Source organism: Ignatzschineria sp. RMDPL8A, from assembly GCF_029815055.1.
In the GTDB taxonomy this organism is placed as follows: domain Bacteria; phylum Pseudomonadota; class Gammaproteobacteria; order Cardiobacteriales; family Wohlfahrtiimonadaceae; genus CALZBJ01.
This window is the reverse complement of the sequence record NZ_JAPPWA010000002.1, coordinates 545427-563717: the sequence shown is the minus strand read 5'-3', so window position 1 is coordinate 563717 and position 18291 is coordinate 545427. Positions and strand designations below refer to the sequence as shown.

The window sequence follows — 18291 nt, the reverse complement described above, 5'->3', positions numbered from 1 at the left end:
TCCCCCTTTAACATTACCCTCAATATTAACCGATATTTAATGCACCGTTTCCGCTTCTCGGAAATGATAAAAAATCAATAACGAGCTCATGCGGACAAATTCCACTAGCTCTTCGAGCGCTAAGCCCTCATCTTCACTCTCAATCTCTTCACGCAGACTCTCAGGATCAAGGTTCGCAAACGCTGCTAAATGCTCTAAAAACGCCGCGCCATCTTCGTCCAAATCCGCCATTCCGATCCCGCTAATGCCAAGCCCGTAGAGGAATCCTTGGCACCAATCCACAAAGCCTTCTAGACGCTTAAAGGCATCATCTTCGTCGGGAATTAAGAGCGAGAGCGCAAAATCTTTGGACAGCAGCTCATCCATGGTCTTATCAAATAAGATCTTTAAAATCTCGGTGTTGAGTTCTTGGGAGTGATCGGCAAGCGCCTCAACCTCCGCTAACCAATCTTGATAGACATCCATACGATTCACGCACGCTAACGCCACTAAAATGCCGTGTGCTTCAGCGATTTCAAACCCGGTAAATTGCGATTGAATTAGCTGATAGGTGATCGATGGAGTGTTCTGCTCATTTGCCATAGTGTTTCCTTTTATTGCGCAATTTCGCGCGTGTTAAAGCCGCTCATACCATGCAGTATAGTAACAAATCGCTCTAAAAAGAAAAACCCCAATGCGTCTGCATTGAGGCCTCTAGATCTCATCTTTAACTGAAGCCGAAGCTCCACTTAAAAATAATTATTTTTTAGCTGTGTTAACCGCTTCTCTTAAGCCTTTACCAGCTTTGAATGCAGGTACTTTTGAAGCAGGAATTGGAATCTCTTTCTTAGGATCGCGAGGATCACGGCCCATACGAGCAGCACGTTCTCTCACAGTGAAAGTACCAAAACCGATTAACGTCACATTATCACCTTTCGCAAGAGTTTCTGTGATTGTATCCATAACTGCTTCAACTACTTTTGCAGAAGCAACTTTGGTCATATCAGTTTTTTCGGCAACCGCAGCGACAAGTTCAGTTTTATTCATAATTATATTTCCTACTGTCTGTAAAAAGTTAAAATAAGAACCACGTTGACTAAAGTCGTTAAAGCTAAAAGTAACAGACTTTAATAACACTGTATAGTTTTATACGTTTGTAATAGACCTAAGTCAAGTGTTTCAGTGGGTTTTCTGCGGTTTTTTCTTCTCCGAAGAGGTGACCGGAAGCTCATAAAAACCACTAAATCGCTCAAATTCCCCTGTAGATTCGGGCATTTGAGCAAAAGCCGCCTCAAAAACTTCGTCTATCGTTGATACAGGCACGATTTCGAGCGAATCCTTGATAACATCGGGGATCTCCTCAAGATCTTTGGCGTTCTCTTTCGGGATTAAAACACGCTTAATACCGGCTCGCGCGGCCGCTAATAACTTCTCTTTAAGCCCGCCGATCATTAAGATTTTCCCACGGAGCGTCACCTCGCCCGTCATCGCAACATCGGAGCGTACCGGTTTATTAAGAAGCGCTGATAAGATCGCAAGCGTCATCGCCGCCCCTGCACTTGGCCCATCTTTAGGCACCGCCCCTTCTGGCGCGTGAACGTGAATGTCCCATTTTTCATAAAAATCATGCGGCAGTCCAAAGACATTTGAGCGAGCACGAATCACCGTTAATGCAGTACGAATCGACTCTTTCATCACATCGCCAAGACTCCCTGTGGTAATGAGTTGCCCTTTCCCAGGAATGAGTTCTACCTCAATCCCTAAGAGATCACCGCCCACTTGCGTCCACGCAAGCCCGTTGACGTAGCCCACTTCATCGGCTTTCTCTTTCATACCGTAATGATATTTCGGCGCACCTAAATAGTCGCGAATTTTCTCGATATCAAGGGTGAGTTCTAACTCTTTTTTATCTTTATCCGAGAGGCGTTCACGAATGAATTTACGGCATACACTCGCAAGCATACGGCTTAAATTTCGCACCCCCGCCTCTTTGGTATAACTTTGAATAATCTCGAGCAATACCTCATCAGGGAAAATGAGCTCTTTCTCGGTGAGCTTATGCTCTTTTAATTGCTCTGGCACTAAATGCTCTTTCGCGATCGCTAACTTTTCAAGCTCGGTGTAGCTGGTGAGTTCGATAATATCCATACGATCCCGCAGTGGCGCAGGAATGTTATAACTATTGGCCGTTGCGATAAACATCACCTCAGAAAGATCCACATCGACATCGAGATAGTGATCGTTAAAGGTAGAGTTTTGCTCAGGATCGAGCACTTCAAGCAGCGCATCTGCCGGATCACCACGATGATCCGCCCCGGTTTTATCAAGCTCATCAAGGAGAATTAACGGATTTTTAGTTTTCGCTTTGGCAAGGAGTTGCACCATTTTCCCTGGCATTGCACCAATATAGGTACGGCGATGGCCGCGAATTTCCGATTCATCATGCACGCCGCCTAAACTCATGCGCACAAACTCACGCCCTGTCGCTTCAGCAATGGAACGCGCAAGCGAGGTTTTACCCACACCCGGAGGGCCGATAAAGCAGAGTATATTGCCCTTTTTCGTACGAGTATGGCTGATCACTGCAAGATGTTCTAAAATGCGTTCTTTAATCTTTTCAAGGCCTGAATGGTCTTTCTCAAGCACCTCTTCGGCACGTTTTACCCCATAACGAAGGCGCGAACGCTCATTCCACGGCATTTTAAGGAGCCAATCCACATAAGTACGCGCAACGGTTCCTTCCGATGACATCGCCGGCATCGATTTAAGACGTTTCACTTCGTTAAGTGCTTTCTCTTCCGCCTCTTTCGGCATCTTCGCTTTGAGCACATCTTCTTCGAGCTGATCGAGCTCAGAAAGGCCCGTATCATTGAGATCATCGAGCTCTTTATGAATCGCTTTGATCTGCTCATTTAAATAGTATTCGCGCTGATTTTTCGAAACTTGCTGCTGAACCATCGCCTGAATGCGTTTTTGCGTTTCGATCACATCCATCTCATAAGTGAGAATTTTAATGACCTCTTTCGCCGCCTCTTTAAGCGAAGCTTCCTCAAGCACCGCCTGTTTTTTCTCAAGATCAATAGGGAGATTGACGAGCACGGTCACAATGAGGCGATCGAGCTCTTTTTCACGCTCAATGGCGTTTACCCCATCTTTATTGGGCTTGATAATTTTAGCAATATCGGCAAAGAGCTTTTTGATAACGTTGACATAGACCTGCTCTAAATTCTCAGAAAGGTCGGCATCATCGGGGCGCTCTTTATATTCACCGAGCATCAAATTAAATTTACCCTCATCATTTTCATAGGCAATCTCTTTGAGCGCGGTTAATGAAATTTTCTCAAGGCAATCGACTAAAATCTTATGATTTCCATCTTCAAGGGGGAGATGTTGCACGATTTTCGCACGGACACCGACGGTATAAACAGACTCCATATCGACCTGTTCATCGTTGGGATCTTTATGCGTAACCAGCACCACATGACCATCATATTCTTTGGCCATTTGGAGCGCACCCACCGATAGATGGCGACCAATCAGTAACGGAATCGTGGTTGATGGGAAAACGACTAAATCCCTCAACGCCAATACCGGTAATTCCTGCCTTTTTTCTAACTTTTGAGTCATATAATTTTACTCTCCAACCCTATTATATTGATCGATTGCTAAGACGCTACACTATAGCATAGCGGAGCAATGACAAATGATACGCTATGATATAGTATTTCTTCCATATTCTTAAATAAACTGCATACTTCTCGATAATGATGACAGACGCCACGAATTTCAAGCTTAGTACACATTACACTCCTTCGGGCGATCAGCCGACGGCGATTAAAGCGCTCACGGAAGGATTAAATGATGGACTCGCCTATCAGACACTTTTAGGGGTAACCGGCTCGGGGAAAACCTTCACCATGGCGAACATTATTCAAAATACGCAGCGCCCCGCGATTATTTTGGCGCCCAATAAAACCCTCGCCGCGCAGCTTTATGGCGAAATGAAGGAGTTTTTCCCCAATAATGCGGTGGAATATTTTGTCTCTTACTACGATTATTATCAGCCGGAAGCCTATGTGGCCGCGTCCGATACCTTTATTGAGAAAGATGCATCTATTAACGATCATATCGAGCAGATGCGGCTTTCAGCCACCAAGGCCATTTTAGAACGCCGTGATACCATTATTGTCGCTACTGTGTCGGCCATTTACGGGCTTGGGGATCGCGATCACTATATGAGTATGATTCTTCATGTCTCAAAAGGGGAACGCATCGATCAGCGTGATATTTTAAATCGGCTGGTAGCGATGCAATATGAGCGAAACGATGTGGTGCTTGAACGCGGGACATTTCGCGTCCGCGGTGAGGTGATTGATATCTTCCCCGCCGATAGTGAACGCGACGCCGTTCGCATTGAGCTTTTTGATGATGAGGTCGATAATCTCTCCTTTTTTGATCCATTAACCGGCTCGGTGAGTCGATCGGTGCCCCGTTTAACGGTCTATCCCTCAAGCCATTATGTGACCCCGCGGGCAACGCTCTTAAACGCCGTTGAAGAGATTAAAGTGGAACTCAAAGAGCGTCTTGAGTCCCTGCGCGAAAATGGGAAATTACTGGAAGCCCAGCGCCTTGAACAGCGAACAAAATTTGATATCGAGATGATTTTAGAGCTCGGATATTGCCAAGGGATTGAAAACTATTCGCGCTATCTATCGGGCCGCTTAGCCGGTGAAGCGCCGCCGACACTCTTTGATTATCTTCCCGACGATGCCATTCTATTTATCGACGAATCCCACGTCGCCGTCCCGCAAGTTGGAGCAATGTATAAAGGGGATCGCTCCCGTAAAGAAAATCTCGTGACCTACGGATTTCGCCTGCCCTCTGCCCTTGATAACCGCCCGCTTCGCTTTGATGAATTTGAAGCGCTGATGCCACAAACGATCTTTGTATCGGCAACGCCGAGCACCTACGAAGATGAACATTCGGATCAAGTGGTCGAACAGGTGGTACGCCCAACAGGGCTTCTCGATCCAATTGTGGAAGTACGCCCCGTTGCAACGCAAGTGGACGATGTGTTGTCTGAAATAAACGTTCGCGCCGCCAAAAATGAGCGGGTATTAATTACGACGCTCACCAAGCGCATGTCGGAAGATTTAACCGAATTTTTAATGGAGCACGGCGTGAAAGTGCGCTATCTCCACTCCGATATTGATACCGTTGAACGGGTGGAAATTATCCGCGATCTACGGCTTGGCACCTTCGATGTGCTCGTTGGGATCAACCTATTGCGTGAAGGTCTCGATATTCCCGAGGTATCACTCGTGGCGATTTTAGATGCCGATAAAGAGGGGTTTTTACGCTCGGAGCGTTCACTCATTCAAACCATTGGTCGCGCCGCTCGAAATGCGGAAGGAAAAGCGATTCTCTACGCCGATAAAATCACTGGCGCAATGAAGAGTGCCATGGATGAAACCAAACGCCGCCGCACCCTCCAAGAGGCCTACAACAAAGCCCATAACATCACCCCGCAAACCATCATTAAAGCGGTAAAAGATATTATGTACGATGCGAAAGATAACACGCCTAAACAGCGTTATCTTGAGGAGTATCGCGGCAAGCTTACGATCAATGAAAAAGCCCTCGATAATGAGATCGATTTTAGCAATCCCAAAGCGGTCGCGAAATTGATCGCCAAAAAAGAGAAAGCGATGCTCGATCACGCGCAAAATCTTGAATTTGAAGAAGCGGCAAAACTCCGTGATGAGATTGAAAATTTACGCAAAGAGATGCTCCTAAATGGTTAATTTTTAACAATTCCGCTATTATAAATAGAGGTGTCCCGCATCTCTTTTTTTCAATTAAGGAGCCTTTATGATCACTCGCATTCCCACTCGAACCGCTGAAATTATGCCGGGGCAACCAGTGAAACGCGCCCTCCCGAATCGTAATTGCCCGCGGATTGGCGCATGGTGTTTTCTCGATTATCTCCACATAAAATCCGTTAATCCCGAAAATCTCGATGATCCGAGCAAAAAGATCAATGTCGCGCCCCACCCACATATTGGTCTGCAAACCTTTACTTGGATGCTGCAGGGGGAAATTGTCCACCGCGATAGCCTTGGCAATCACTCCATCATTCGCCCGTATGAGGTCAATCTTATGACGGCGGGAAATGGCATTGTCCACACCGAAGTGAGTGAACCAAATTATCACGGCCCGCTGAAAACACTGCAATTTTGGATCGCGCTTCCTAAAGAGCAAAGCTCAAACCCGTCAAGTTTCAAGCATTATGATGATCTCCCAATGTTTTCGCACGAGGGACTTATCATCCATCTCTTTATGGGGAGGTTTCTAGGATATCGCGCGCCGACTCAATCCTACTCACCGCTAATGGGTGCCGATATCATGGCGCATGAAGCGCAAACCTGCACCCTTCCCCTCGACCCTGAATTTGAATATGGCATTTTTATCACCGAAGGCGCGGTCGAAATCGATGGTGAGCATTATAATGATGATGAATTTATCGCGATTGAAACCGGACAAACTTCACTCACACTGACCCTTGAAAAGGGCACGCACATCGCGCTAATTGGTGGCACGCCATTAACAGAGCCGCTCATTATCTGGTGGAACTTTGTCGCGCACGACCCAGCACAAATTGAAGCCGCAACCCGCGACTGGGGCAATTATCCTAATAAACGTTTTAATCAAGTCAAACACCCCGATCCGCCACTTAACGCGCCTGCGCTAAACACCCGCCTTAAAGCGCGGTGATTTCGGCAAATTCACTAAAGCCTAATGGCATAAAATAGATTTAAAAAAGGGAGCCAATTATCTGCTCCCTTTAAGTCGATTACATCAAGTTTTCTAACTTATTCTAATCATATGATGTCGCCGCCGTCATCAACTCTTCTTCATAATTAAAAATCTCATCTAATGAGTCGATCGGAACGCGTGTTTCATTTTTATCAACATCAAACACCCCTAAATATTTCTGCGTGCGATTAAAATGCAACCGGCAAATGGGTTTACGATTGTTATCATCAAGTAAAACGCCAAAGTAACTCTTCGTATCACGGGCTGTCACTCTTTCAACGCTCACCACTTTTCGGACAATTGCTTTAACAATGTTGTACCCCTCAATCTCTTCCATCGTGGTCACAATGCCATTATCGTCTTCTTTCTCCATCTCTTCATCGCCCACAGTCTCTTCAGCCTCAGATGAAGCACCATATGAAGAGCTTTTTGAAAGCGCCTTTTTCAGACGGTCATTAACACGATCTTCTACAAACTGATTGCCCGCTTTTAAGATTAACGGCGTAAACTGTTCCCGCACTTTTTGTGTAATGATGCCATCGTACACATTTGCGATACAAAAACGAATAAAGTCCTCGTGTGGTTCCACAAGTTGATGAGCTAGTAGGCGTTTAATTTGGCTTAAATACTTCAGCTCACCTGCAGCATTAATGATCGATTCAACATCAAAGTTCTTTTTAGTCAGTTTTTTAAGTTCTGGAATGACATGATCTTCCACATCGAGCAAGTCCACCTCTAAAAATGGCTTCTCATCCATCTTATTAGGCGACTCTAAATCAGTATAAAACTTATAATATTGACCATTCGTCAAAATGGCTATTTTTGCTGTCGTTGTAGCGAAATATCGAAACAATTGAGACTCATGTTGCGAGCTGAGAGACTCCCCAATCTTTTTTGCCTCAATTAAAATTTGTACCTCATTATCATGAATAATAGCGTAGTCCACTTTTTCGCCCTTTTTTACACCAACATCAGCCGTAAATTCAGGCACTACTTCAAGTGGATTGAACACATCATAGCCAAGCACTTGCTGAATGAATGGCATAATAAATGCCGTTTTTGTTGCTTCCTCAGTTGTAATATGTTCCGCTTGTTGTTCGATCCTATGACTAATTGATGCTAACCGCTCATTAAAATCCATACCCAGCCACCTATAAATTAAAACAACCTATTATAAGACTTACCAATATTTTATACAATCTACCTTATAATTACATATAGGCAAGCCCCTTTAGACAGCTAATTGATTTGACAAGGAAAAGAATATGACTCATTTTCGTTTTATCCTATTTTCACTCATCTTCAATTTTTCATTTCCTATATTTGCAAACGCACAAGTCATCCACACCGATACACGCGAAACGCACTGTACTGACTGGAATTTTTGTTCTGAATATTTAGTGAATAAATTTGGTGGGGTGATTTTATCCCATCCCGATCAGCTCGGGCCGCGAATTAATCGAGGTGATCATTTTTATGCAGCTTTTGCCGGAGATCCTCGCTCGGGGCGCTTTGGCATTGGCGAGACGCGCGATAATGATCGCATCCAATTTATTAATGGCCCGAATGAATATAAAGGGTTTGTCGGTGCGTATCGTGCAGAAGCGCAGGCAATGCAAAATTGTGCGCCGTGTGAGGTAGTTTTATCCTTCCGAAATGGCTGTGGCGCAATTGCCTATTCCGCCAAAAATAACCGTTTTTATACCAAACTGCAGGAGTATCAACGCGGATTTCGCGGAGCGCGCACCTCGGGCGATGATCCCAATCTAGCTAAGATCAAAGCAAAACTCTATGACGAATGCAGCGATGCGAGCTGCGTTGTGCTCGATGCGGTCTGTACCCGCGATCCTTGGAATTAAGCTTTTACATGCCGTAAGCGTGAAAAAATGCTAAGATAGCCCGTGAAATAATCGTTTATTTTTACGACTCAGCGAGGTGTTTATGCAAGCAAAAATCGGATTTATTGGGGGCGGTCATATGGCGACCGCTATTTTAGAAGGCCTTGTGGAACATTACCCAAAGAGCCTGCTCTATGTCGCCGATCGTAATGCGCCTAAACGCGAATATTTTTCTGAAACCTTGGGGATTAATACCGCCTCACATTTTAGTGAATTTATTGATGAGATGGACGCAATTGTCCTTGCCATTAAACCGCAAGGCTTTCCGGAACTGTTACCGGAACTCAAGCCCCATTTAAAGGAAGAGACCCTTGTGATCTCTGTTGCAGCGGGCATCTCAAGCGAAGCGATTTTACGCGCGCTTGGCCGGGAGACTCAGCCCCTTGTGCGCACGATGCCCAATATTCCAGCGGCGGTAGGCCTTGGCGCAACGGCGCTCTTTTCACCCAATACACTAACCGATTCCCACGCGGCGTTAACGGAAACGATTTTTAATGCCTGCGGCATCACGACCTGGGTTGAAAAAGAGGCGCTTCTTTCAGCGGTAATCTCTGTATCAGGCTCAAGCCCTGCTTACTTTTTCTATCTCTTAGAAATTATGATCGATGCCGGCGTAAAACTCGGTCTTAGCCGTGAAAGCAGTGAGATTTTAGCGAAACAGACCATGCTCGGCTCTGCGCAAATTGCTCTTGATTCGGATAAATCGGTAAAAGCATTAAAAGAGAGCGTGATGTCTCCTGAGGGCACCACAGAACAGGCGATCTTCAGCTTTGAGCGCGACGATCTACAGCAGATTATTGAGCGTGGCATGCAAGCAGCGTTCGATCGGGATCAAGTCCTTTCAAGCGAGATCTCGAAAAAGTTATAATCGTCCCCATAGATCAACCTTAACCCTCGTTACAACGCTCAATAAAAAGGATTTCGATTGTGCTCGGTTTACTCCAATTAATACTCCGTTTTACCATTGAGGTGGGCTTTGGGCTCTTCTCAACGCTGATTTTACTGCGCTTTTTTCTCCAATGTGTGAAGGCGAATTTTTATCACCCCTTAATTCAGGCGCTGGTAAAAGTGACCAATCCAATTTTAATGCCGATCCGCCGCATTACGCCAACCTTTAGCCGGTATGATTGGTCCTGCTTTGTCCTCCTTCTCATCATGGGGATTATCAAATATGCACTCTTTATCGCGCTCTCGATCATCACCTCTTATAAACCGCTGATCGTGCTTGGGTTTATCCTGCTAGATATCGCCTCGGGAATTCTCTATCTCTATCTATTTCTCTTTATTATTCAGGCGATCACCAGCTGGCTTGGCTCCTCTCCGCAAATGGGACTGGTGTTAGCGCTCCTTCATCAGCTCACCGCACCGGTGTTAAAACGCGTTAGACCGCGGGTTGTCTATGCCAATATCGATTTCCGTCCGATGATTGCGATGTTTCTCATCTTCCTTGGGCTCTCGATTTTAAGCTATTTCCGCTATCAGCTGATCTAACGCTCTATGACCGAGATTATCAACACAGAAACGCCGAGTTTAACGGTGCCCCCTGAGCTAAAACGGCACGAGTTTTTCATGCAGGAAGCGTTAAATGAGGCGAGAAAGGCGTATGCTTTGGGTGAGGTGCCCATTGGCGCGGTGATTGTGGCTAATGATGAGATTCTCGCGCGGGGGCATAATCTTTCGATCACCAGCCATGATCCGACGGCCCACGCCGAAATTGTTGCAATTCGCAACGCATGTCAAAAAATCGAGAATTACCGTTTACTTAATGTGGATTTATACGTAACATTAGAGCCTTGCATGATGTGTGCGGGGAGCTTTGTTCACGCGCGCATCAAACGGGTCATTTATGGAGCGGGGGATTCACGGAACGGCGCAATGACAACCAATATTAAACTCAACGAGATCGAAAGTTTTAATCATAAGGTTGAAATAATCCCGCATATTCTGCATGATGAATGTCGAGGATTATTGAAACAATTCTTCCGAGAAAGACGATTAAATCAAGCTAATAAGAGAAAATAATAAGTTATGACCATCAAAGACGCCTATTATAAATTAATCGAAGAAAAAGGGTTTAACGTCGACAAAATACAGCTCTCTGTTGTTGACGCGTATGATCAATTAAAAGCTCAAATCAAAACCGATGAGCCGGTGGTCAATGCCGATAAACTCTCCCTTTTACAGAAAGTATTTAAGCCGTTTACCAATACTGAACACGCCGTTGAGTATAACGATCCACGCGGACTCTATATTTATGGGCGCGTTGGCCGGGGTAAAACATTCTTGATGGATCTTTTCTACGACAATATCGATGTCCCGAAAATCCGCGAACATTACTACCATTTTATGCAAGATGTGCATAAGAAAATGCGCCAATTTCAAGGGCAAGAAGATCCCTTAAAGATGGTGGCAAAAGAGTACGCAAAAGAGTGTAAAGTGCTCTGCGTTGACGAGTTCCACGTCATCGATATTACCGATGCGATGATTCTTTATCGTCTTCTTGATGCCCTTCTCCAAGAGGGGATCTTCTTTGTTACCACCTCAAACCGCCTCCCCGATGATCTCTATAAAAATGGGCTTCAGCGTGAGCAATTTTTACCGGCAATTAAAATCATCAAAGAGCGCCTGCGTAATATTCCGCTCGATAGCGACCAAGATTACCGCATGCGCCATCTTGAAACCGCCGATGTCTGGTTTACCGGATCGATCGATGAGCAAATTGCCAATTTTGAAGACAAATTTGAAGAGCTGATCGGCAAAGTACAAGGCCCTGTGGTGATGGATGTGAATGGCCATAAATTTGAGATGCTCAAACGCACCGAAAGTGCCACCTGGTTTACCTTTGAAGAAGCCTGCTGTAAAGCCCGCTCTTCAAGCGATTTTATCCGCCTTGCGGAATGTTTTGAAACCGTCTTTTTCCACGGTTTACCCAAATTAACCCGAGATCTTGAGAATGAGGCGCGCCGATTTGTCATCATGGTTGATGAATTTTACGACCAAGGCGTTAAACTCATTATCGGCTCCGAGGTCGATATGCAAAATCTTTATGCTGCTAAAGGTGAAAAAGCACTCGACTTTGAGTTCGATCGGACGATTAGCCGTTTAATCGAAATGCAGTCTCAAGAGTATTTAGACCAACCAAAACGCAGCAATAATCAGTGTCAATGTAATGAAATCAAAGAATGATCTACCCGATGTAGTTAAAACGTTTCTTCAAGAACTCTCTTCTCAAAATTTCCGCGGCGATATCGAGACACGCTTAAGTGAACGGCTTGTCTCCGCTACGGACAACTCGATCTACCAAATCCTGCCTCAAGCGGTGCTTCACCCTCGCGATCAAAGCGATGTGGAGCTCATCTTGAGGCTTTTAGCGCGTGAAGCGTATAAATCCATTAAAGTGACCCCGCGCGGTGGCGGTACGGGAACGAATGGTCAATCCTTAACGGATGGGATTGTCATCGACCTGTCGCGCCATATGAATCAGATCTTGGAATTTGATGAAAAGACGCGCACTGTTCGCGTTCAAACCGGCGTTGTCAAAGATCAGCTCAATGCCTATCTTCGCCCACTTGGTTACTTTTTTGCCCCCGAGCTTTCCACCTCAAACCGCGCAACCATCGGAGGCATGATCAATACCGACGCCTCAGGACAAGGTAGCTGTGCTTACGGAAAAACGAGCGGCCACGTCAATGGCATTACCGCCATTTTACGCGGCGGTGCGGTGATTGAATCTGAATCGATTACCCTCGATGATCTCACCTCTTTGCCAGACAGTTCGGTTAAAAAAGCACTGCTGAATGACCTTCGTGAGATCACCCTTCCTCACAAAGAGGCCATTGACCAATGCTTTCCAAAGCTTAATCGCTATGTCACCGGATACGATCTCGATCATTTTGTCCATGACGAGCAAGCGAATTTAACCCACATTTTATGCGGCTCAGAAGGCACGCTCGGAATCTTTACCGAAGCGCGTCTCAATGTCCTTCCCATTCCGAAAAAAACGGCGCTCGCTTTAGTCACCTTTGATGACTTTATTAAGGCGCTCGAAGATGGCCCGTACCTTATGCAGGCCAATGCGACCTCCATTGAAGTGATCGATGATATCGTCCTTGAGATGGCGAAAAACGACTTTGTTTGGAGCACTACCGAAGAGTACTTTGAGGGCGTTGATTATGAAAAACTCAAAGCGATCTTTTTAGTTGAATTTAACGCCGACACCGATGAGGAATTGCAACAGGCGCTCGATCAATTTGTTGAGCATGCCAACCAAAAACCCAATCCTCACCGTTTAAGCATTCGTCCACTCCTTGGGAAAAAAGCGGTGAAAGATGTCTATGGCCTGCGTAAACGGGCGGTCGGTCTATTAGGCGCGATACCCGGGGATCGTCGTCCGATTCCGTTTGTGGAAGACACCGCCGTTCCGCCTGAAAATTTAGCACCCTACATTGCCGAGTTTAAAGCCATTTTAGAAGCCCACGGCCTACGTTATGGGATGTTTGGCCATGCTGATGCGGGAGTGATTCACGTGCGCCCGGCACTTGATATGCGCGATCTTAATGATCAACCCCTCATTCGTGAAATCTCCGATCAAATCTTTGCGCTGTGTGAAAAATATGGCGGCGCGCTGTGGGGCGAGCACGGAAAAGGGGTGCGTTCTGAATATTCCAAACCCTTCTTTGGCGAGCTCTATCCTGTGGTGCAAGCGGTCAAACGGCTTTTTGACCCATACAATCAATTTAATCCCGGGAAAATTGCAACGCCCAATGATGAGATTCTCTTAAAAATTGATGAGCTTCCGCTTCGCGGCGATTTCAACCGTGAGATCCTTCCCGAGCACGTCATTCAATATCACAATACGCTCCACTGTAACGGAAATGGTGCATGCTATAACTACGATACCGATGCGGCGATGTGCCCGAGTTACAAGGCAACGCGCGAACGTGTTCATTCGCCAAAAGGCCGTGCGGAGATGATCAAAGAGTGGTTACGTCAGCGTGCGGTTGGCGAGGTCGATCGTGATTTCGAAGAAGAGATTTACGACTCCCTTTCAATCTGTTTAAGCTGTAAATCCTGTACCGGTGAGTGCCCTGCGAAAGTGCATATTCCCGATGCGAAATCAGAATTTTTAGCGGAATATCACAAAACCCGCCCGCGCCCGATGCTCGATAAAATGTTAGCCGAATCAGAAGATTTAGCGCCCTTTGCCTATAAAATGCGTCACCTAAGCAATAATGCCATCGCGCGGTTTACCATGGAAAAAATGGGGTTAGTGGATCTTCCAAATCCCAAAACCAATCATCTTAATCGCTTTGAGCGTGAGAAAAAAGTGGTCGAACTCACCCACGGAACGCTCGATCAATTGGCTCATGTAAAAAATCCGGAAAAAGCGCTCATTATCGTGCCCGATGCCTTTTTCCTCTACTACGATCCCGATACGCTGAAAGCGGCGATTGAACTTCTCAATAAACTCGATGTCACCGTCTTTATTGCACCCTATCAGGCGTCAGGAAAAGTCCATCATGTCTTTGGATTTTCAGAAGAGCTCCAAGATCGCGCGAGTAAACAAAATGCACTCTTAACCAAGCTTGCTCGTTACAACATTCCGATGGTGGGAATTGAGCCGCCGATTACGCTCTTTTATCAGCAGGAATATCGTAAGAAATTTAAGTTTGAAACGCCCGAGGTGATGCTCTTCCAAACTTGGCTAGAGCACTATTTAAACGATCATTTAGACACGCTCAATCTCACCATTCGCCCATCGAATAAAACCTATAAATTGATGAGCCATTGTACTGAGAAAACGAACGCAACGAGCGCCCCTAAAGCGTGGGAGAGCATCTTTAAATCGCTCGATCATAAGCTTGAAATGACGCAAGTGGGATGCTGCGGTATGAGTGGCTCGTTTGGCCATCTCAAAGATAAAAAACCGCTGTCGAAAAAGATCTACGATCTCTCATGGAAAAAAGTGATCGATGCCAATGATGCGGATGTCCTACTTGCGACTGGATTTTCATGCCGATCACAGGTAGAGCGCTTCGGCAAAAAGACGATTGTTCACCCCATTGTAAAACTCAATGAGATGATTCGTTAAGCACTGAAATGCAATGAATAATGCCCTCTTTGAGCGATCATCGAGGGCTTTTTTATGGGTAAAAACTTTATCACTCCGATTGATCATTTCCGCTAAAACCGCTACTATACGCCCCATCAAAATAGGTTTAATTCGTGGTTCGCAATCCTCCCACATTAAAAAACTAAGGAACTTTTATGAGCACAAAAATGGCAGACCTGACGCTACTTGGTAATCAAGCGACTGTCTATAAAGATACCTACGATCCTTCAATTTTAGAGTGTTTTGAGAACTCGCATCCCGATCGAAATACTTTTGTAAAATTCAATTGTCCGGAGTTTACCGCGCTCTGCCCGATGACCGGCCAACCGGATTTTGCCACGATCTATCTAAGCTACATTCCCGACCAAAAAATGGTGGAGAGTAAATCGCTTAAACTCTATCTCTTTAGCTTCCGCAATCACGGCAGCTTCCATGAAGATTGCATCATGCAGATGCTCATTGACCTTGTGGAACTGATGGATCCGCGCTATCTCGAGATCTGGGGAAAATTCACGCCACGCGGCGGTATCTCCATCAATCCTTACATCAATTACGGAAAACCCGGCACCAAGTGGGAAGCCTTCGCTGAAACGCGCCTATTGCATCACGATCTCTACCCTGAGAAAGTCGATAACCGCTAAGCACGCGCCGAATCGTTTCATTTTTTACCGCTTACACGCCGACATGCTTAGAGCCTGCAAAATAGCTCTTAATGCATGCTTTTATGCCGCTTACCAGAGGTTTCCATGCCCACATTAGTCACGCAAAAACAACAGCAAATTGCGCTTTTACTCGCTTTTTTGCATGTTACGATTATCGCCTCAAGCAACTTTTTAGTTCAGATTCCGATCTCGATCTTTGGGTTTCACTCCACTTGGGGCGCCTTTACTTTTCCCTTTATTTTTCTCGCCACCGACTTAACGGTGCGCCTCTTTGGGGCGGCGCTTGCACGCCGAATTATCTTCTACGCGATGCTTCCGGCACTCCTTATTTCCTACGCGATTTCGATCGTATTTCGCGATGGTGCCTGGATGGGCATTGGCGGACTCTTTAAGTTTGATCTATTTGTCGCACGCATTGCGCTTGCGAGCTTTTCCGCCTATGTGATCGGACAAATTATGGATATTTTTGTCTTTAACAGACTCCGCCAACGCCCCCAATGGTGGCTCGCTCCCGCTGCGGCCGCCGTCGTCGGGAATCTTGTGGACACCATCGCCTTTTTCAGCATCGCCTTCTACAAAACCACCGATCCCTATCTCTCCGAGCATCTCGTTGAGGTCGCCTCTGTCGATTACGCCTTTAAAGTCGTGATCAGCGCGCTCTTCTTTTTACCGCTCTATAAAGTGATTTTAGACCGCGTCACCGCCCGCCTTAAAGGCGCTCCACTTCCCCATCAAGCGTAATCAATCAACCTATTTAAAGAAAAAGGATGCTTAAATTTAGCATCCTTTTTTATTGTTCTAAAATTTTAAACAAACCACCTATTCGGCGGGTAACTTGGCAAGTCAAGAAGTGCGCAACGTGGCAAATTTCTAAGCCGCCTATTCGGCGGGTAACTCTCCAGACTTAGAAAATTGGTTGCGGGTTGATTTCTAAGCCGCCTATTCGGCGGGTAACTTGGGGTCGGGCAGACTTCGCCAGATTCTTTTTTTCTAAGCCGCCTATTCGGCGGGTAACGAAAGTCTTTTCGCGCTCTAATTGTTCTATGATTTCTAAGCCGCCTATTCGGCGGGTAACTTCACCACAAAAAATTGATCTTCTTGATCTAATTTCTAAGCCGCCTATTCGGCGGGTAACTGCAAAGCGTTTAATAACGTATTGAATTTTAATTTCTAAGCCGCCTATTCGGCGGGTAACAATGTAACTAACGGTAAAGTTGTGTTTGAAGCTTTCTAAGCCGCCTATTCGGCGGGTAACCGACAATGTTGACCTTTCTGTTACGTATCCAATTTCTAAGCCGCCTATTCGGCGGGTAACGGCAAAATCCTTCCATTGATTTTTGGCCTCTTTTTCTAAGCCGCCTATTCGGCGGGTAACAACACCGGCGTAACTCGATTAGTCATTGATGATTTCTAAGCCGCCTATTCGGCGGGTAACAGCATGTTGTTATGTAATGAGGATGCCGATTTTTTCTAAGCCGCCTATTCGGCGGGTAACTAAAATCCTGCGCAACGCATCGAGCTCTTTTATTTCTAAGCCGCCTATTCGGCGGGTAACGGTTCACCAGATGCCGGCGCTTTTGCTTAAAATTTCTAAGCCGCCTATTCGGCGGGTAACGCACCCAGCCAAACCCTGAGTAAGATGCTCCTTTTCTAAGCCGCCTATTCGGCGGGTAACGCACCCAGCCAAACCCTGAGTAAGATGCTCCTTTTCTAAGCCGCCTATTCGGCGGGTAACTCATCTCGCCAGTATGCAAACATCTAACAACATTTCTAAGCCGCCTATTCGGCGGGTAACGATATCGCTCGCCTTGAACATCAGCCCCATATTTTCTAAGCCGCCTATTCGGCGGGTAACTTTTAGGTTCAATTAATACCAATATTGGCGCATTTCTAAGCCGCCTATTCGGCGGGTAACTTATGGAAGTATGGCTTCGTCGGTAAACTTGGTTTCTAAGCCGCCTATTCGGCGGGTAACATTTAGAGTCGTTAACCAATTTAATCGCTAACTTTCTAAGCCGCCTATTCGGCGGGTAACAGTTGACTTTTGAGATACGATATACGGAATACTTTCTAAGCCGCCTATTCGGCGGGTAACTAATCCTAATTATTTTATGTGCTACGGGCCAATTTCTAAGCCGCCTATTCGGCGGGTAACAGAACTAATTGCACTTGCAGATACACCCAAATTTTCTAAGCCGCCTATTCGGCGGGTAACAGTTCTTTTTCTTGATTTGCTTGCCTCTGGGCTTTCTAAGCCGCCTATTCGGCGGGTAACAAAAATATTAATGCTAAGCGTAATAAGCTTGATTTCTAAGCCGCCTATTCGGCGGGTAACTCACCCGCCATTGCGATTAATGATGCCGCTGATTTCTAAGCCGCCTATTCGGCGGGTAACAATTTTCAATGCGATTACACTGGATAGACCAATTTCTAAGCCGCCTATTCGGCGGGTAACCGTTTATTTCGTCCGTCAGACTCTCAAGTAAATTTCTAAGCCGCCTATTCGGCGGGTAACACCAAGTAAGCTGTAATTTAGGCGCTTATCAATTTCTAAGCCGCCTATTCGGCGGGTAACTAGAGTCCAATTTGTTAAAGAGCTGATCTTTTGCGGAGTTTAATGCATTGAATGCTTAAAACCCTAATTTTCAATGGTAGCAGAGATCTCTTGAAAATCAATGAGTTTGATAAAGAGAAAAAATTAGGGGCTCGTCTCTTTATCCTCGTCATAAAACTGTCATATTGAGAGCGCACACTACTGCGTAAAAATGAAAAGCTACGAAAAGTTGATACAATACTAAAAATGATAAAAAAGGAACGAAATAAT

General features: G+C 45.7%; 14 protein-coding genes, 1 CRISPR repeat array and 1 riboswitch. Of the genes, 10 read left to right on the top strand and 4 right to left on the bottom strand.

Annotation, left to right across the window (positions count from 1 at the left end; all coding sequences use genetic code 11):
* Positions 1-36 precede the first annotated feature (36 nt).
* The 3 genes from OXI21_RS04155 to lon form a co-directional block, all read right to left on the bottom strand.
* On the bottom strand, positions 37-582 hold the full coding sequence (locus OXI21_RS04155) for a UPF0149 family protein (protein ID WP_279618301.1): 546 nt from the start codon (positions 580-582) through the stop codon (positions 37-39).
* Positions 583-738: 156 nt separating this feature from the next.
* On the bottom strand, positions 739-1026 hold the full coding sequence (locus OXI21_RS04150; protein ID WP_279618300.1) for an HU family DNA-binding protein: 288 nt from the start codon (positions 1024-1026) through the stop codon (positions 739-741).
* 132 nt (positions 1027-1158) lie between these two features.
* On the bottom strand, positions 1159-3606 hold the full coding sequence (gene lon / locus OXI21_RS04145) for an endopeptidase La (protein ID WP_279618299.1): 2448 nt from the start codon (positions 3604-3606) through the stop codon (positions 1159-1161).
* 140 nt (positions 3607-3746) lie between these two features.
* Here lon and uvrB point away from each other — a divergent pair, with 140 nt between their 5' ends.
* Positions 3747-5783 (top strand): excinuclease ABC subunit UvrB, encoded by a 2037-nt coding sequence (uvrB, locus tag OXI21_RS04140; RefSeq protein ID WP_279619399.1) that lies wholly within the window; start codon positions 3747-3749, stop codon positions 5781-5783.
* 67 nt (positions 5784-5850) lie between these two features.
* The gene (locus OXI21_RS04135) at positions 5851-6753 is read left to right on the top strand and encodes a pirin family protein (protein WP_279618298.1); all 903 of its coding nucleotides are present in this window, start codon (positions 5851-5853) and stop codon (positions 6751-6753) included.
* Between the two features lie 103 nt (positions 6754-6856).
* On the opposite strand, the gene OXI21_RS04130 is transcribed toward OXI21_RS04135, so the two are convergent.
* Positions 6857-7936, bottom strand: coding sequence for a type I restriction endonuclease (locus tag OXI21_RS04130; RefSeq protein ID WP_279618297.1), 1080 nt, complete (start codon positions 7934-7936; stop codon positions 6857-6859).
* A 124-nt stretch (positions 7937-8060) separates the two neighbouring features.
* On the opposite strand from OXI21_RS04130, the gene OXI21_RS04125 reads away from it, so the two are divergent.
* The 8 genes from OXI21_RS04125 (at position 8061) to OXI21_RS04090 (ending at position 16208) form a co-directional block, all read left to right on the top strand.
* Positions 8061-8654, top strand: a complete 594-nt coding sequence (locus OXI21_RS04125) for a DUF4189 domain-containing protein (protein WP_279618296.1) — start codon at positions 8061-8063, stop codon at positions 8652-8654.
* An 82-nt stretch (positions 8655-8736) separates the two neighbouring features.
* The gene (gene proC / locus OXI21_RS04120; protein WP_279618295.1) at positions 8737-9561 is read left to right on the top strand and encodes a pyrroline-5-carboxylate reductase; all 825 of its coding nucleotides are present in this window, start codon (positions 8737-8739) and stop codon (positions 9559-9561) included.
* Positions 9562-9620: 59 nt separating this feature from the next.
* Positions 9621-10184, top strand: coding sequence for a YggT family protein (locus OXI21_RS04115; protein ID WP_279618294.1), 564 nt, complete (start codon positions 9621-9623; stop codon positions 10182-10184).
* Between the two features lie 6 nt (positions 10185-10190).
* Positions 10191-10715: a tRNA adenosine(34) deaminase TadA gene (tadA, locus tag OXI21_RS04110; RefSeq protein ID WP_279618293.1), complete on the top strand. Its 525-nt coding sequence runs from the start codon at positions 10191-10193 to the stop codon at positions 10713-10715.
* 6 nt (positions 10716-10721) lie between these two features.
* Positions 10722-11879 carry a cell division protein ZapE gene (gene zapE, locus OXI21_RS04105; RefSeq protein WP_279618292.1) on the top strand — a complete coding sequence of 386 codons (1158 nt, stop codon included), beginning with the start codon at positions 10722-10724 and terminating at the stop codon, positions 11877-11879.
* Positions 11863-14784, top strand: coding sequence for an FAD-binding and (Fe-S)-binding domain-containing protein (locus tag OXI21_RS04100; protein ID WP_279618291.1), 2922 nt, complete (start codon positions 11863-11865; stop codon positions 14782-14784). The genes zapE and OXI21_RS04100 overlap by 17 nt, the downstream gene beginning before the upstream one ends.
* A 128-nt stretch (positions 14785-14912) precedes the next feature.
* Positions 14913-14957: riboswitch (PreQ1 riboswitch) on the top strand.
* A 3-nt stretch (positions 14958-14960) separates the two neighbouring features.
* Positions 14961-15446, top strand: coding sequence for a preQ(1) synthase (queF, locus tag OXI21_RS04095; protein ID WP_279618290.1), 486 nt, complete (start codon positions 14961-14963; stop codon positions 15444-15446).
* A 105-nt stretch (positions 15447-15551) separates the two neighbouring features.
* Positions 15552-16208 (top strand): 7-cyano-7-deazaguanine/7-aminomethyl-7-deazaguanine transporter, encoded by a 657-nt coding sequence (locus OXI21_RS04090; protein WP_279618289.1) that lies wholly within the window; start codon positions 15552-15554, stop codon positions 16206-16208.
* 66 nt (positions 16209-16274) lie between these two features.
* Positions 16275-18042: a CRISPR direct-repeat array (repeat unit 28 nt; unit sequence TTTCTAAGCCGCCTATTCGGCGGGTAAC).
* Positions 18043-18291 lie beyond the last annotated feature (249 nt).

What these genes read in the sequence shown, in the direction of transcription:
- OXI21_RS04155 (WP_279618301.1), bottom strand. Translation starts at nt 582, where the DNA reads ATGGCAAATGAGCAGAACACTCCATCGATCACCTATCAGCTAATTCAA.
- OXI21_RS04150 (WP_279618300.1), bottom strand. Translation starts at nt 1,026, where the DNA reads ATGAATAAAACTGAACTTGTCGCTGCGGTTGCCGAAAAAACTGATATG.
- lon (WP_279618299.1), bottom strand. Translation starts at nt 3,606, where the DNA reads ATGACTCAAAAGTTAGAAAAAAGGCAGGAATTACCGGTATTGGCGTTG.
- uvrB (WP_279619399.1), top strand. Translation starts at nt 3,747, where the DNA reads ATGACAGACGCCACGAATTTCAAGCTTAGTACACATTACACTCCTTCG.
- OXI21_RS04135 (WP_279618298.1), top strand. Translation starts at nt 5,851, where the DNA reads ATGATCACTCGCATTCCCACTCGAACCGCTGAAATTATGCCGGGGCAA.
- OXI21_RS04130 (WP_279618297.1), bottom strand. Translation starts at nt 7,936, where the DNA reads ATGGATTTTAATGAGCGGTTAGCATCAATTAGTCATAGGATCGAACAA.
- OXI21_RS04125 (WP_279618296.1), top strand. Translation starts at nt 8,061, where the DNA reads ATGACTCATTTTCGTTTTATCCTATTTTCACTCATCTTCAATTTTTCA.
- proC (WP_279618295.1), top strand. Translation starts at nt 8,737, where the DNA reads ATGCAAGCAAAAATCGGATTTATTGGGGGCGGTCATATGGCGACCGCT.
- tadA (WP_279618293.1), top strand. Translation starts at nt 10,191, where the DNA reads ATGACCGAGATTATCAACACAGAAACGCCGAGTTTAACGGTGCCCCCT.
- zapE (WP_279618292.1), top strand. Translation starts at nt 10,722, where the DNA reads ATGACCATCAAAGACGCCTATTATAAATTAATCGAAGAAAAAGGGTTT.
- OXI21_RS04100 (WP_279618291.1), top strand. Translation starts at nt 11,863, where the DNA reads ATGAAATCAAAGAATGATCTACCCGATGTAGTTAAAACGTTTCTTCAA.
- queF (WP_279618290.1), top strand. Translation starts at nt 14,961, where the DNA reads ATGAGCACAAAAATGGCAGACCTGACGCTACTTGGTAATCAAGCGACT.
- OXI21_RS04090 (WP_279618289.1), top strand. Translation starts at nt 15,552, where the DNA reads ATGCCCACATTAGTCACGCAAAAACAACAGCAAATTGCGCTTTTACTC.